12 protein-coding genes are annotated in these 13,397 nt (G+C 58.5%); 8 read left to right on the forward strand and 4 right to left on the reverse strand.

What is annotated here, in order from left to right; all coding sequences use genetic code 11:
• The first annotated feature begins 13 nt into the window (after positions 1-13).
• Both JO965_RS13935 and JO965_RS13940 read left to right on the forward strand, forming a co-directional pair.
• Positions 14-1,438: a serine/threonine-protein kinase gene (locus tag JO965_RS13935; protein WP_203439493.1), complete on the forward strand. Its 1,425-nt coding sequence runs from the start codon at positions 14-16 to the stop codon at positions 1,436-1,438.
• 25 nt (positions 1,439-1,463) lie between these two features.
• Entirely contained in the window at positions 1,464-2,471 is a 1,008-nt protein-coding gene (locus JO965_RS13940) for an adenylate/guanylate cyclase domain-containing protein (RefSeq protein WP_203439494.1), read from the forward strand.
• Positions 2,472-2,474: 3 nt separating this feature from the next.
• Here JO965_RS13940 and JO965_RS13945 read toward each other — a convergent pair whose 3' ends face one another.
• The gene (locus JO965_RS13945) at positions 2,475-3,200 is read right to left on the reverse strand and encodes a Crp/Fnr family transcriptional regulator (RefSeq protein WP_203439495.1); all 726 of its coding nucleotides are present in this window, start codon (positions 3,198-3,200) and stop codon (positions 2,475-2,477) included.
• Between the two features lie 197 nt (positions 3,201-3,397).
• On the opposite strand from JO965_RS13945, the gene JO965_RS13950 reads away from it, so the two are divergent.
• From JO965_RS13950 to JO965_RS13970, 5 genes are all read left to right on the forward strand, one after another.
• The gene (locus JO965_RS13950) at positions 3,398-3,892 is read left to right on the forward strand and encodes a hypothetical protein (protein ID WP_203439496.1); all 495 of its coding nucleotides are present in this window, start codon (positions 3,398-3,400) and stop codon (positions 3,890-3,892) included.
• 390 nt (positions 3,893-4,282) lie between these two features.
• Positions 4,283-6,214 (forward strand): type I secretion system permease/ATPase, encoded by a 1,932-nt coding sequence (locus JO965_RS13955; RefSeq protein WP_203439497.1) that lies wholly within the window; start codon positions 4,283-4,285, stop codon positions 6,212-6,214.
• Between the two features lie 153 nt (positions 6,215-6,367).
• Positions 6,368-7,687: an HlyD family type I secretion periplasmic adaptor subunit gene (locus JO965_RS13960; RefSeq protein ID WP_203439498.1), complete on the forward strand. Its 1,320-nt coding sequence runs from the start codon at positions 6,368-6,370 to the stop codon at positions 7,685-7,687.
• 411 nt (positions 7,688-8,098) lie between these two features.
• On the forward strand, positions 8,099-9,046 hold the full coding sequence (locus tag JO965_RS13965; protein WP_246776553.1) for a patatin-like phospholipase family protein: 948 nt from the start codon (positions 8,099-8,101) through the stop codon (positions 9,044-9,046).
• 161 nt (positions 9,047-9,207) lie between these two features.
• Complete coding sequence (locus JO965_RS13970) at positions 9,208-9,804, forward strand: transglutaminase-like cysteine peptidase (RefSeq protein WP_203439500.1); 597 nt, start codon at positions 9,208-9,210, stop codon at positions 9,802-9,804.
• 48 nt (positions 9,805-9,852) lie between these two features.
• Here JO965_RS13970 and JO965_RS13975 read toward each other — a convergent pair whose 3' ends face one another.
• Both JO965_RS13975 and JO965_RS13980 read right to left on the reverse strand, forming a co-directional pair.
• Complete coding sequence (locus JO965_RS13975; protein WP_246776554.1) at positions 9,853-10,506, reverse strand: Crp/Fnr family transcriptional regulator; 654 nt, start codon at positions 10,504-10,506, stop codon at positions 9,853-9,855.
• A 565-nt stretch (positions 10,507-11,071) separates the two neighbouring features.
• Positions 11,072-11,224 (reverse strand): hypothetical protein, encoded by a 153-nt coding sequence (locus JO965_RS13980; RefSeq protein ID WP_153885282.1) that lies wholly within the window; start codon positions 11,222-11,224, stop codon positions 11,072-11,074.
• Positions 11,225-11,340: 116 nt separating this feature from the next.
• Here JO965_RS13980 and JO965_RS13985 point away from each other — a divergent pair, with 116 nt between their 5' ends.
• A complete protein-coding gene (locus tag JO965_RS13985) occupies positions 11,341-11,577 on the forward strand; it encodes a hypothetical protein (RefSeq protein ID WP_203439501.1) in 237 nt (78 codons plus the stop codon).
• A 254-nt stretch (positions 11,578-11,831) separates the two neighbouring features.
• Here the strand turns inward: JO965_RS13985 and JO965_RS13990 are convergent, their stop codons facing one another.
• The gene (locus JO965_RS13990; protein ID WP_203439502.1) at positions 11,832-12,005 is read right to left on the reverse strand and encodes a hypothetical protein; all 174 of its coding nucleotides are present in this window, start codon (positions 12,003-12,005) and stop codon (positions 11,832-11,834) included.
• Between the last annotated feature and the right edge of the window lie 1,392 nt (positions 12,006-13,397).

Here is a 13,397-nt window from a genome sequence, read left to right on the forward strand (position 1 = left end):
GGAATTTTCTCCGATGACCGCAGACAAGGATCTGAGGACAGGCAGTAGCCAAGGCGGAGCCAGTGGCGCCATCCCCGCCAGAATTGGCAAGTATCGCCTTGACCACGTGATCGGCCGCGGTGCGATCGGTGTCGTCTATAAAGGCTACGATGAACAGATTGATCGGCCCTTGGCGATCAAGACGCTTCGTCCCGAAATCCTGGAGAACCTGAGCGAGAATGACGAGCTCCTCCGTCGTTTCGCCACCGAAGCGCGCTCCGCAGCACGGTGCCTGCACCCGAACATCGTCACGGTCTTCGACTTCGTGGAGCAGGATGGCGCGCCCTACATCATCATGGAGTATGTCAATGCAGGTACGCTGGAGAACGTGATCCGGCGTGGCACGTTGCTGCCCATCCGCCAGGTCGGCGAAATCATGGCCCAGCTGCTGTTCGCCCTGGGCTATGCGCACTCCAAGGGCGTCATTCACCGGGACGTCAAGCCTGCCAATATCCTCTGCCCTTCGGCCGCCTCGATCAAGGTTTCCGACTTCGGTGTGGCCCATGTCGAGGCTCTGGATCTCACGAAGCCTGGCGGTATCCCGATCGGCACGCCGAACTATATGGCCCCGGAGCGATTTCTCGGGCGTCCGGCCGATGTCCGCGCGGATCTTTTCTCGGCCGGAGTCATCCTCTTTCAAATGCTGACCGGCGCGAAGCCCTTCGTTGCGGCCGACCTGCCTGAATTGATGCGCAAGCTCATGAACGAACCACCGCCATCGATCAGGACCTATCGGCCGGAGCTTTGGCCGGAGATCGACGCCGTCGTGCAGCGGGCTCTAGCGCGAAACCCAGAGGATCGTTTTCAGACGGCGGATGAATTCGTCGTCGCACTCAATGCATCGATCGAGATGCGCCCCAGTGCTGACCTTCCACCGCTTGACCTCACCGAGCTCTCCCACCTGCCTGGAAAAGAGCAGCCTGCGCCTGCAAAGGAACAGCTCAACCAAACCATGGCCGAAGTCCTCACGCCCACCACAATCGACGCACTTGGACGATCTCTTGCCCACTCGCTCGGCCCGATAGGCCACCTATTGGTGAAACAGGCCTCGCACGAGACGATGGACATCGATACGTTCCTGGAATTCCTTGTCGAGAAAATCAAAACCGAGGCTGACGCCGCCACCTTCCGAAAAGCGGCTCAGCAGATGCTCCGTGACGACAAGGGCTTCAAGATAGCGCAGATGGAAGCCGTCATTTCCCAGACTGAAATTCGTGCGGTGACCGAAGTACTGCTGCCGCTCATCGGCCCTGTTGCGCCAACGCTGGTCGCTCGGCAGGCCGAGAAATCTGTCGGCCGAGATGACTTCTACCGCCGTCTTTCCGACTTCATTCCTAGCGAACGGGACCGCGCGAGCTTTCTCAAGATTCGTGGTAAGCTCAGTGAAACCAAACAATGACGTGTAGGTACTCGATGAATGAGTGATGGATAATCTGGCACCCGATGCACCCCAGCCTTCCGGCAAACGAATTCGACGCCTACGAGCGGTCTTCGCGGCCGACATGGCGAATTTTGGCGGCTTGGTTTCCGTTGACGAAACCAACACCCTGGACGCCCTATGGGCGACCCGGCGCATCGCCCGGGAGGAGCTTGCGGCTCATGGTGGATGGCTTTTTGGGATGCCCGGAGATGGCATATTCGCGCTCTTCGAAAGCGCCGTCGATGCTGTACGTTGCGCACTCGATACACAGGCGCGTCTCACCGCAATGACGAAGTTCGATGCGGTCCGTCTGCGGATCGGCATCCATCTCGGCGATGTCCTGTTCCAGGACGATCTTCCCTTCGGCGAGACCCTTGTCATTGCGGCCCGTCTGGAAAGCCTCGCGGATCCGGGGGGAATCCTCGTATCGGCAGCTGTCATGGAAGCTGTGGCGCCTCGCATTTCGGCGACCTTCGGCGAGCGCGGCGTATTCGACCTCAAGCACAGTCCACGGCGGATCACGACGTTCACTGTGGCGATGCCACCGTCTGCGACCGATATGAATGCTACCGTGAGCCTGATCGAGCCACTCGATCGAACAGTGCTTTCGGTGGCTACAGCACGGATGGAAGACAGAGCCGACACGCCCCTGCCGTCCCCCGCGTGCCCCGGGCCACAAGCCATATCACTGCCAAAGGCCGCCCCCCTCGTCATCCCTGTTCATCCGGCAGCGACATCTTCACCATCCGATGATGACGTGGCGCCGGAGAGCCTCCCTGCTCGTTCCGCACCTTTGGACTCCACTGCCCGTCAAGCCTGTCTTGCCGAGCTCACTCACACCCTGACGACCTATCTCGGCCCTGTCGCGGGATTGCTCGTGAAACGGCATGCCGCAAATCTAGCGGATCTAGCTGAGCTTGTTGACGACCTTGCCCGCGAGATTCCGGCGAAGGACGAGCGCCTGCAATTTCTCACGCGTGCTCAACAGATAGTGGCGCAACGGCGTCTTTGACCCCTACTCGCCGAATTCTGCAATCTCATCGATCCGCTCGAGGTCATGAACAACCAGCCCACCTCGATCCTGAGTCAAGAGACGCTCTTCGGCCCATCGGTTCAGAACCTTGTTCAAGCCCTCCCGCGACATCGCCGTCCATTGAGCCATCTCGCTTTGAGTCAGCTTGAGAACGACTTCGATTCCTCTAGGCGTGGCTTTGCCATGATCCCGGGCAAGATGGCCGATAATCCGCGCAAGACGCTGAGGCGCTTGACGCAGGGTGGCATCTTCCATTCGGGCACTGGTCCATCTGAGGCGCCTGCACAGCAGATCGATCACGTTGCGCACCAGTTGCGGGTCTCGATCCAGCGCCTCGTAGAAGGTTCGCCGAGCGATACTCGTCAGGCGCGTACGCAGCATGGCGGAAGCACCCGCTGTCCGCACGCCACCGTCAAGCATGCCGATCTCGCCGAAAACGGCACCATTCGTCAGCACATTAAGCGTGACTTCGGCACCTGCGGCCGAAACAGTCCAGATCCGAACTCGCCCCTCGGCAATCACATAAAGTGAGTCGGACGTATCCCCGACATTGAATAGCAACTCGCCTTTCTCCAATGTCCGGTTCTGAGCCTTACGGGCGATCAGCTCAGCAGTCGGCGGATCAATGGCCTTGAAAATATCAAGCTCTTCGAACTTGACCGGCCTATCTGCGCCTGTTGCCGCATTCGACGATTGAACGTCAGCCATGATCGAGTTCCCACAAAGGTCGAGCACAGTGCCCCGAGCATAACGGTCGGCGAGACGCGTGCAAAGACAGCCTGCCGGCCAAGTGTGACGCAGATCACTGTCTGCGGCCAGGCTTGGGTGTACAGCCAGCTATCGCGCCCGATTTTCGCAGATGATCAGAGGGATCGTCCGATTGGGTTGCAATCGAGGAGAGCCCCATGCCCCGCCATCATCGCAACCTCTGGCAGGACGACGAGCCTCATGAGCGTCTGCGCGGAGGCCGGAGTGACATCCATGAAAACGGGGATCGAGGTGATCGGCCTGACGACCATTTCAGGAGCGATTATGGCGACCGCGGGTGTGATCATTGGGACACTCCCGGCCCCATGGAGCAACATGAAGGCGGAAGTCTTGGCTGGGATGCCGCCGCCTGGGACGATGCCGGCGGATTCGACGCGGTGCTTTTCGGTCACCTATCCAATAGTCTGGGGCCCGCTGGAGGCTTCCCGCCGATTATCGTCTTCGCTATCGACGATCTCGATGTGGAGTTCAATACCCTGATCCAGACGACACAGGTCCAGAACACGCTTGTCTTCTTGAACGCTGCCAACGGCGGTTCCATCGATATCGGAGGCGATGTCAATGCGAACGGCTTGCAGTTGGCATCGACAGAACAATCGTCCGGGTTCCTGAATCATTCAGAGTTTTCCTGAGCAATGTGAGAACGCGGCTACCGTCCTTCCGCATGACCTGAGGGGCTCTATCATCAGAGCCTCGTTCGAGGCTTTGAACCTGCACAGGTGCCATGGCCCCGGCTTCCGGCGCATACGCTCCGTTTGCACTACCATCTCCTCTGCCGTCGGCGCGCAACATTATCTCGTCGGTATCAGGAGCGTTGCTCGTCGAACGACGGGCCAAGACCTTTCCAAGTTCTGGATGCGAGGTGGGTCTCCAAAATGAAAGACTGTGAAGCGTGTCACAGCGTTTGGCGCAGGGCTCATCCATGATCAGGCCACAGACACCAATAGGCCCCACCTGGCTTGTCAGACAGTTTCAGATCGCGTGGATGGCTCGTAATAAGGACGCTTGTGATGAAGAATGGAATGAGGAACAGCGCTGAGGTCCAACTCCGTACCGCTCTTCGCACGCTCAAGAAGCCGCTGATCGGCATCAGTGCCATCAGCTGCCTCGGAAACATCCTGATGCTGACCAGTCCCATCTTCATGATGCTGGTCTACAACAAAGTACTGTCGAGCAAGAGCGTTCCGACACTGGCAGCTCTTTCTCTGCTCGCTTTGCTGCTCTATGCCTTCTATGGTCTGTTGGAGGGGCTGCGCGGCAAGCTCATGGCGCGGGTGGGCATCACCTTTGACCACCGACTGGCTCCGACCCTGTTCGAAGCGACGCTGAAGTTGCCACTCCATTTCGGGCCGCATGCCCGCAACCATGATCCGTTGCAGGATCTGGCCGCCATCCGCAATTACCTCATGGGCCCTGGCCCGGTTGCCCTTCTCGATCTTCCGTGGATGCCGATCTACTTCGCGATCCTGTTTCTCGTGAATCCAATCCTATTTCTTGCTGCCGCAGGCGGCGCTCTGTTTCTCGTCATCCTCAGCCTGATCAACGAATTCGTCACCAAAGGAACGGTCAAGGCTGCGAACCAGGTGCATGCGGCGAACATGACTGTGCTGCTGGACGCAAGGCGCAACTCCGAGGCGGCTGCCGCCATGAGCATGGGAGACGATTTGTGCAAGCGCTGGGGCAGCGGCTACGTGAACTCGATCTCGCATGCGCGCGCTCTTGCGGATCACGCCAGTGTCTTCGGCGCCATTTCCAAGACGGTTCGCCAGGTCCTGCAATCTGCAATGCTCGCGCTCGGAGCTTATCTGGTCATCGAGGCGCAGATGTCGGCGGGCGCCATGATCGCGAGCTCTGTCATCCTCGCGCGGGCGCTCACGCCTATCGACCAGGTCATAGGGAATTGGCGCCACACATCAGCCGCCTTGCAGGCTTTCCGCCGCCTTCGCGCTCTCTCCTCCAAGCTTCCGAAGACTGCTCAGCAGCAGCACGGCATGCCGCGGCCGAACCACACACTGTCAGTGCGTGATGTTGCAATCGTGCCCCCCGGCGGAGCGGTTGCGACCGTTGCCGGCGTATCCTTCGAAATCGAGGCGGGTGATGCCCTTGGGATCATCGGCCCGAGCGGTTGCGGTAAATCTACACTCGTCCGCGCCCTGGTCGGTGCCTGGCCGACAGCTCGTGGCGAGGTCCGCTTCGACAATGCCCTGATCGGCCAGTATTCACCGGATGCGCTTGCTGATGCGATCGGCCATCTTCCTCAGAGCATCGAGCTGTTCGACGGCACAGTTGCGGAGAACATCGCCCGCTTCCGCAAGGACGCCACCACCGAACAGGTGATCGAAGCCGCAAAAATGGCGGGTGTGCACGACATGATCCTCGCCTTCCCGCGGGGGTATGATACCCCCGTCGGCGAGGGTGGCGCCATATTGTCAGGCGGCCAGCGTCAGCGCATCGGTCTCGCCCGCGCCCTGTTCGGAAATCCATTCCTGGTAGTGCTCGACGAGCCCAATTCCAACCTCGATCCGCTTGGCGAGCAGTCGCTGAACGACGCCATTCACCAGATGCGTCAGGCCGGAAAGATCGTCGTTATCGTTGCTCATCGGCCAAGCGCCATCTTCGCCGCCAACAAGATCCTGTCGGTTCGCGGCGGTCGCGCTGAAATGTTCGGCCCGAAGGAGCAGGTTCTTGCTGCCCTGTTCCCTCGCATCGGACAGCCGCATAAGCCGTCTCAGATGTCGAACTCGCAATCAGGCGGTGGAACATCGGGCACCCAGCCCGTTCCAACCGGCGCAGCGGGCACGCCTGTGTCCGAGCCACACCCCACTTCACCCTCGCAGTCCGAACCCGCTTCGCCTGTATCAGGAACAGTGAATCGAACGGACAGCCCCGCCACTGCCACCGTCACCAGCCTGGATGCGACCCGGGCGCAGCGAGTGAATGGCCTCGTGAGCTAGGAACTGTGAACTGGACCACAGCGCCGGGGGGCGCGGCGTGTCAATTTGATACAGGAACGAGCGCCAGGCTTTCAGGCCCGGAGCGAGAACCTGAAGCCGGATTAGCCCGTCGCCCGTGCTCGGGCGACGGTAGCCCACACAGCGGAGCGCGTCATGACCGAGTTCGAAGCTGATCTCGTCGCCAATTCCTCCTCCATGCGCCGGCTGATGCGCTGGTTCATGTTCAGTTCGTTTATTGTGTTCTTCGGGATTGGCGGCTGGGCGGTCGCCGCCAAGGTTGACAGCGCCGTGGTCACTTCAGGGACTTTTGCCGTTCAATCCAGCGCTCAGGCCGTTCAGCATCTGGAAGGCGGCGTCATCGGAGCGATCCTCGTCAGGGATGGGGAACTCGTGCAGGAGGGGCAAGTCCTCGTCCGGCTCGACACCGCCAAGGTTACGGCAGATGCAAGCATCCTCGAACGCAAGCTGATCGATCTGACCGCCCAGAAGGCTCGCCTCGAAGCTGAGAACCTGGACCGAACGACGATCACGCGACCTGAAATTTCCATTCCCTCGAAGCTGGCGGAAAGCGCCCTGAGAGCAGCGTTTGCGGCCGAGGAGAACTTCATGAACGAGCGGCGTTTCACACGGATGAGCCAGCTCTCTCAGCATCAGGAGCGCAAACATCAGGTCGAGCGGCAGATCGATGGTTTCAACGAGAGATACAAGGCGCTCAAGGAAGAACTCGCCCAGGTGACGGCCGAGCTTGCCGACCAGCGGATGCTCGACAGCAAGGGCCTGATCAGACGTCCCGTGCTGCGCCAGACAGAGCGTGAGGTCAGCCGCTTAAAAGGCGAGATGGGCGATATAGAAGCCCGCATCGCTGGCGCCCACTCCCAGCTCACGGAAATCCAGTTCAAAATTGCTGAGCTTACTCAAAATGCACGATCCGAGGTCCTGAGACAGCTTCAGGGGGTCACGGCCAGTCTCGCCGAAACCGAGGAGCAGCTCTCGGCCGCTCGGGACCGCCTTCAGCGGCTTGACATCCGGGCACCACGGACTGGCCTGGTCCATGAACTCATGGTGCATACGATCGGCGGCATCGTCGGCCCCGGCCAAAAATTGATGTCGATTATCCCAAACACGGAACCGCTGATCGTGAATGCGAAAATCCGGCCTGACGAGGTGGATCAGGTCCATATCGATCAGCCAGCGACCATCCACATCAGCTCATTCAAGCTCCCGACGCCGGTGGAACTTGAGGGAGTGGTCACCAACGTCTCTCCGGATCAGGTCGTCAGCAGCGAGACCGGGCAGGCCTTTTTTACCGTCAAGATAGCAATCGCCCCGGGAGAACGGCGCAAGCTGGAAGGGAAGGAGCTGACACCCGGGCTTCCCGCCGAAGTACTGATCCGCGGAAATTCCCGGCGCATCATCAGCTATCTGACGCAGCCCCTCACCGATCGACTTGCCGTTACCTTCCGCGAGGAATGATCCGGCACGCCGCTCATCTGACGATCTGACGCCTGCGCGGGATCCCGCGCAGGCGCGAGCGCAGTGTGTCGTCCCGTAAGGGCCGCGCTAGCGAAAAGTGGACCCGGTTTTCCGCGCCCGACGATGCGCCCTTAAGGGATTAATGCTCTAATGCGTGCGAGGCTTCGCCGTGCCGCTTCCGATGGCTAGGCACGGGCGTTTTCTACCCAGTTCGCACCCTCGTCATTGGGGACCGAAGCCATATAAGATCCTCTTGGTCAGGATGCTGGGCGATGCCGCCGCCAAGAGGCAATCATGAACAGGGCTGACAGCAACTTTTCCCGCAAGGGTCGTTCCACGCGGGGACAGGAGGTGAAATCGGTCAATCTGGCTCTTCAGGGTGGAGGAGCCCATGGGGCTTTTGCATGGGGCGTGCTCGACCGCTTGCTGGAAGAAGACGCCATAACCTTCGACGGGATCAGCGCTACGAGCGCCGGAGCGATGAACGCCGTTGTGTGCGCTTACGGGCTGATCGAGGGAGGACGCGAAGGGGCTCGTCGGGCATTGAGGGAGTTTTGGCAGCAGGTCTCGTGCGCCGCTCGCCTGAGTCCGCTTCAACCCTCTTTCTTCGATCACCTTATGGGAAATCGCAGTCTTGAGGCATCACCAGCCTTTCTTCTGTTTCACATGCTGACGCAAATCGTTTCGCCATACGAACTCAATCCATTCAACTACAATCCACTCCTCGATGTGCTTAAACAGGTAGTTGATTTCGAGCTTTTGCGAAGCAGGTCGAAAGTCAAACTGTTTCTCTCGGCCACCAATGTCCGTTCGGGAAAGATCCGGGTTTTTGAAAGCCACGAGATCAGTGCCGAAGTCGTCCTCGCATCGACCTGTCTGCCCTTCATCTTTCGGGCAGTCAAAATCGACCAAGAGTATTACTGGGACGGAGGTTATATGGGCAATCCAGCTCTCTTCCCACTGATTTACCTCTGCGAGTCTTCCGATATCGTGGTGGTTCACATCAATCCCATCAGCCGGCCCACCGTCCCGAAAACGGCCGCTGAGATTCTCAACCGAATCAATGAGATCAGCTTCAACTCATCACTGATGAGGGAGGTGCGTGCGGTCGAATTTCTGAACAGGCTTGTCGACGAGGGGCGCGTCCTTACCCCCGACATCAGGCAGGTGCGCTTGCATGCCGTTGCGGCCGACGAGGTCATGCAGAATCTCGGAGCAGCCTCGAAGTTGAATGCCGATTGGGAATTCCTCGTCGAGTTGCACGTGATCGGCCGCAAAAAGGCAGATGCGTGGTTGCGAGACGATTTCCCGAAAGTCGGGATCGAGTCATCCATCGATATTCGCGACAAGTATCTGTAGGCCCAAGAAGCGATGAGGTCTTCAGTCCGGTGCCAGCCAAGATTTGTGACCGCATGCACAGAAGAACGGTACGAAACAAGTCAGTCTGATCCCATCAGCGATTCAGGTCTAAGGGAGTGCTCCCATCCGGCCTGATCGCACATCTCCCGCGGGAGGCTGCAATGGGAAGACGGATTTGGATCGCTCTGGTCTGCCTCTTGTCGGCGATGAGTTCGGTGAATGCCGGACCTCATCTCTTTCGAGACAATGAAGCCCCGCCCCTCTCCGCTTGGCTGGAATTCTGCAGCCGAAACCCCGACGAATGCATCGTCGATCTCCGTCAACCGGAAATTCTCCCACTGACGGAGGATCTTACCGCGCTTCTCTCCTCCGTGAATCTCTCCGTGAACCGCGCATTGATACCGGTAACTGACCATAACCACTGGGACGTCGTCGACCTGTGGAGCTATCCGACCGACGGATTGGGCGATTGCGAGGATTATCAGCTCCTCAAGCGCAAGATGCTGATCGAGGCGGGTCTGCCGCGGCGCGCTCTGAGAATGACTGTGGTCATCGATGAGAATGGAGAAGGTCATGCGGTTCTGACCGTCCGCACGGATCGTGGCGACCTCATCCTCGACAACAAGACGGACGACGTGCTGGAGTGGTTCCGGACGAACTACCGATATATCAAGCGGGAAAGCGCCGAGACAACGGGCTGGGTTTACCTCACGCTCGAGCCGGCCGGAACGACGCTTACGTCATCGAACGATAAGTGACCCGTGCACTAAGGGCTCCCACGCCACGGCGATGGCGTTCAAATAAACTCAATCCGCTTCTCGCTCGCGTTCGGCGGTTTCATTCTGCAGGCGTCGTAAGTCAACGATTCTCACCCGGGCCCGACCAAGTTCCACAACGCCGCTCTTCCGCCATTTCTGCAGCTGCCGATTGACCGTCTCCCTCCCCGCTCCGACGAGAACGCTGAGTTCTTCCTGCGTGATGTCGATTTCTTCACCAAAATCCTCGGCCAACTTCAACAGGCGTCGCGCCAACCGGGATTTGAGAGACAGGAGAGAGGCCTCTTCCAACCGCTCACTCGAGAAGCGCAGGCGCTCGCAAAGCAGTTCGATGATTTTCGTCGTGATCTCCGGCTGCCGCTTGAGAAGGTCCTGAAAGTCGCTTCGCCGGATCATGAAGAGTTCGACCTGACCCGAGGCGATCGCATCGGCGCTCCTGGGATGCCCATCCAACAGTGCGATCTCGCCAAAGATGTCACCGGGTCCGAGAATATTGAGCGTGAACTGCCGGCCTGTATCGGTCGTTATCGTGATGACGATCTGTCCTCGCCGCACGCCGTAGAGGGCATCTCCCGGATCTCCCTTGAGAAATAATGTTTCCCCATCCAGCATCTTTCGGGATGTGCACAAGGCGGCGATCTGTGCAATTGCGTCAGGTCCGAGCGCGGAGAAAAAAGAGCTCACGGAAAGAGCCGAGAAAAACGGCAAATCCCTTTGGATCTGGTCCCTACCGAGACGCACCGTCGCGCCTCCCCTGAATGGTCTCGCAAAGGAGGAGTCCTACTCCTCCAATCCGGAAGCCAAGCAATTATATATGAATAAGGGATTCTCTCAACCGGAGAGGATACGCTTCAGCCCTTGAGCAGGGACGGATGATGTAAACTGAACGTAGGTAGGAACTGCATAGCTTGCGGGAAATCTTGCCGGATTAAGCCCGTCCCGCCTCCGAACGTCCTAGTGTTACTGCTTAGTTCCTCTCAGCTCTTGCAAAATCCAGCGCCGCGCGCGCCGCATCGCGGAGATTTTGGAGCGCTTCATGACGGCCTCCTGCTCGCGAACTGGCGGAGATGGATGACGATTGCGGGCTCTGCCCTACGAACGGCAGGCCGGACCGGGACGGAGACGATCACTGGCTGATCGGTCAATCGATCCAAGACGATGAGAACCATGACAACCTCCTGAGTTCGTTCCTAGGTTTGCCGAAACTGCACTCTGTTTCCGTGACGGCGGTCACAGAGATGAAATGGCCTTAGACGGCGAGTGAAACCTGCAGACGGGTAAGCCGGGTCACATCAAGCATCTCCTTGCCGGACAAAACGACGGGCCGGGGCGCGCGGCCGTTCACAGCAATGGCGTCGGCCACGAACAGAAGAGCGAGGAGACATAGGATGCGACGGGACATGATCGGGCTCCGTGTGAGACCGACCATGCCACCGGCAGCCCCGGCGAACCGTGATTGTCATCACAGAAGCCGGAGACGGCACGTGCGAGAGTGAAGTCATCGAGATGGAGGCTTAAATGTTCTATCTGTACTTTCACTGCGCAGGTCCCGGCGAGATCCTGATCGATCGTGACGGAGCCGAGGTTCTCGACCTGATAGAGGCCCGTGACCGGGCTCTAACCCTGGCGCGGATCCTCGTCGAGGGGGCCTACGGCACACGCGATTTCACGGATTGGCACGTCTATGTCAGCGATGAAGACGACGAGGAAATGCTGTTGATCCCATTTTCCGATGTCATGCCGACCCTCCACTAAGGAAAGCGTCAGGGGGATAGGATAGATCCTGCCCCTATAAGGCCGAGGTTCGCCAAGCTGTTATTCCGATGCCGACGACCGAGATCATCACCTCCTGACCGGTCCGAACGCGAGCCTCACGATGTTACAAGCCTTTCAGGTTCCGATACCTATGCGCTGAGCGCCTGCATCCCGGACAAGCGCGACCTTTCCGTCCATCGACACTGCGCTTCAGGGAAAAGATCTATTGCTTCGGTGAGCGGTCTCGATTGAAGTCACAACTTCGGATGTCGGGACCGGCGGGCGAGCCAATCGGCCTGCTCCGCCAAGTGGCGCCATCTGCGCGCCGTCGAGCGAAGTTCCACGCGCATTTCCGCCTTCTGGCGCGGATCGTCCGCCAGACGATCCGCCTTGGCGGCCTTCTCCTGATAGTGCTGGTTGAGATTCATACTCTTATCCCGCATTCCGCGAATGGACCGGCATCCGGGCCACGGCAGTCAAAATTTGTAGGTTTATATTCTGACGGAGCCTGCCGGCTTAGCCGGAAGTGAAATGGTCACTTTCTGACCGGTCCGTGGATCAAGAATGGTGAGCGTCATGATGATCTCCTTCAATTGAGACCATCATGAATCCGAGTGCATCGTCGTTCTGTGGCTGGCGTCACACAACTCCGGTGTGACGTAGCGCACAGTTATCCGCATATGACTGCGTTAGGTTGAACGGGTTCCTCCCTGTCAACTCAGCGCCCCGGTTCAATCTGGGCGCTTTTTCTTTGCCATCTCTCATATGGCAGCGTCGTCGATACAGTCCCGCCTCTGTGACCGGCCTCACATTAGCGAGCTCTTCGTCTGTGTAAGGTTGGACGGTGCAATGCCCCTTTCAGAGGAGATTGGAAATGATGAAGACTTATCGGGCACGGTTTGGTGCTGTGCTGTCCCTCGTGCTATTGAGCGGATATGGCGCTACGACCGCCGAAGCGTGTGATCCACGAGTCACTACACGCCCTCGAGACCTATGGGACAGGCCGACCCACATAGTGCGAGATCACCGTCGACCTGTTGATTCCTACTCGGGAGGCGTGGTTGTCACGAACACCTCTCGGGGACCGATCGTACGAGATCATCGTTCTCGTCCGATCGTGCGGGATCATCGTCGATAGCATTCTTTCCAGGATTGTTTTTGCGGCTGACAAGCCACTCGATCAGGATATTCGTTGCCTTCATATCAACGACATTGATGATCTGACCATGATAGCCCGGCGGTTCAAAGCCAATGACCGCCGGGCTTCTCGGTCAGAAGCGCATAGGTCGGTGAGAGTTTCGTCGAATTTGGCTAAGCATCACTTTTGTGAGAACATTTGCGGCTAAAACTATGCGGCCCACATTGCATCGCCTTGCGATGCTGCCACTTGAACTGGACTAGCCAACAATCGCATGCCGCAGAAAACTATGAAGTAAACACCTGTTCCGCCGACTTATGTTATCTCTGTGCCAAAGCGATGCATCGACGAGAAAGCTCCTGTTCCTCGGCATCAAAGTATCGTTGAAGCCAAATATAGGCCTCTCGGACCAGCATCTTGCGCCTGAACGGATTTGTTGCCTGACGTGACTGGGCCATTGTGTTCATGTAGCGGGCCCAGTATCGCGCGCATTTATCCATCACATCCGCTCCTGTACATCTGAACTTCAGATTGAACATTCATGCCTTAGAAGCGGCTTCGTATCTGTAACCGGCATCACAGTGTCAGATAGACACCACGGCGTGATGGGGCCTCAGCCTAATCCTTCTTGAAAGGAAGCCAGGATCATTCCTTCCGCTCTGTGATGAGGGACACAGTCCTG

Origin of the sequence: Microvirga sp. VF16 (assembly GCF_016864375.1) — a bacterium.
Classification (GTDB): domain Bacteria; phylum Pseudomonadota; class Alphaproteobacteria; order Rhizobiales; family Beijerinckiaceae; genus Microvirga.

Excerpts from the sequence above, each read along its gene's own strand:
- JO965_RS13955 (WP_203439497.1), top strand. The coding sequence starts at position 4,283 with ATGAGGAACAGCGCTGAGGTCCAACTCCGTACCGCTCTTCGCACGCTC.
- JO965_RS13950 (WP_203439496.1), top strand. The coding sequence starts at position 3,398 with ATGCCCCGCCATCATCGCAACCTCTGGCAGGACGACGAGCCTCATGAG.
- JO965_RS13985 (WP_203439501.1), top strand. The coding sequence starts at position 11,341 with ATGTTCTATCTGTACTTTCACTGCGCAGGTCCCGGCGAGATCCTGATC.
- JO965_RS13940 (WP_203439494.1), top strand. The coding sequence starts at position 1,464 with ATGGATAATCTGGCACCCGATGCACCCCAGCCTTCCGGCAAACGAATT.
- JO965_RS13990 (WP_203439502.1), bottom strand. The coding sequence starts at position 12,005 with ATGAATCTCAACCAGCACTATCAGGAGAAGGCCGCCAAGGCGGATCGT.
- JO965_RS13935 (WP_203439493.1), top strand. The coding sequence starts at position 14 with ATGACCGCAGACAAGGATCTGAGGACAGGCAGTAGCCAAGGCGGAGCC.
- JO965_RS13970 (WP_203439500.1), top strand. The coding sequence starts at position 9,208 with ATGGGAAGACGGATTTGGATCGCTCTGGTCTGCCTCTTGTCGGCGATG.
- JO965_RS13960 (WP_203439498.1), top strand. The coding sequence starts at position 6,368 with ATGACCGAGTTCGAAGCTGATCTCGTCGCCAATTCCTCCTCCATGCGC.
- JO965_RS13980 (WP_153885282.1), bottom strand. The coding sequence starts at position 11,224 with ATGTCCCGTCGCATCCTATGTCTCCTCGCTCTTCTGTTCGTGGCCGAC.
- JO965_RS13945 (WP_203439495.1), bottom strand. The coding sequence starts at position 3,200 with ATGGCTGACGTTCAATCGTCGAATGCGGCAACAGGCGCAGATAGGCCG.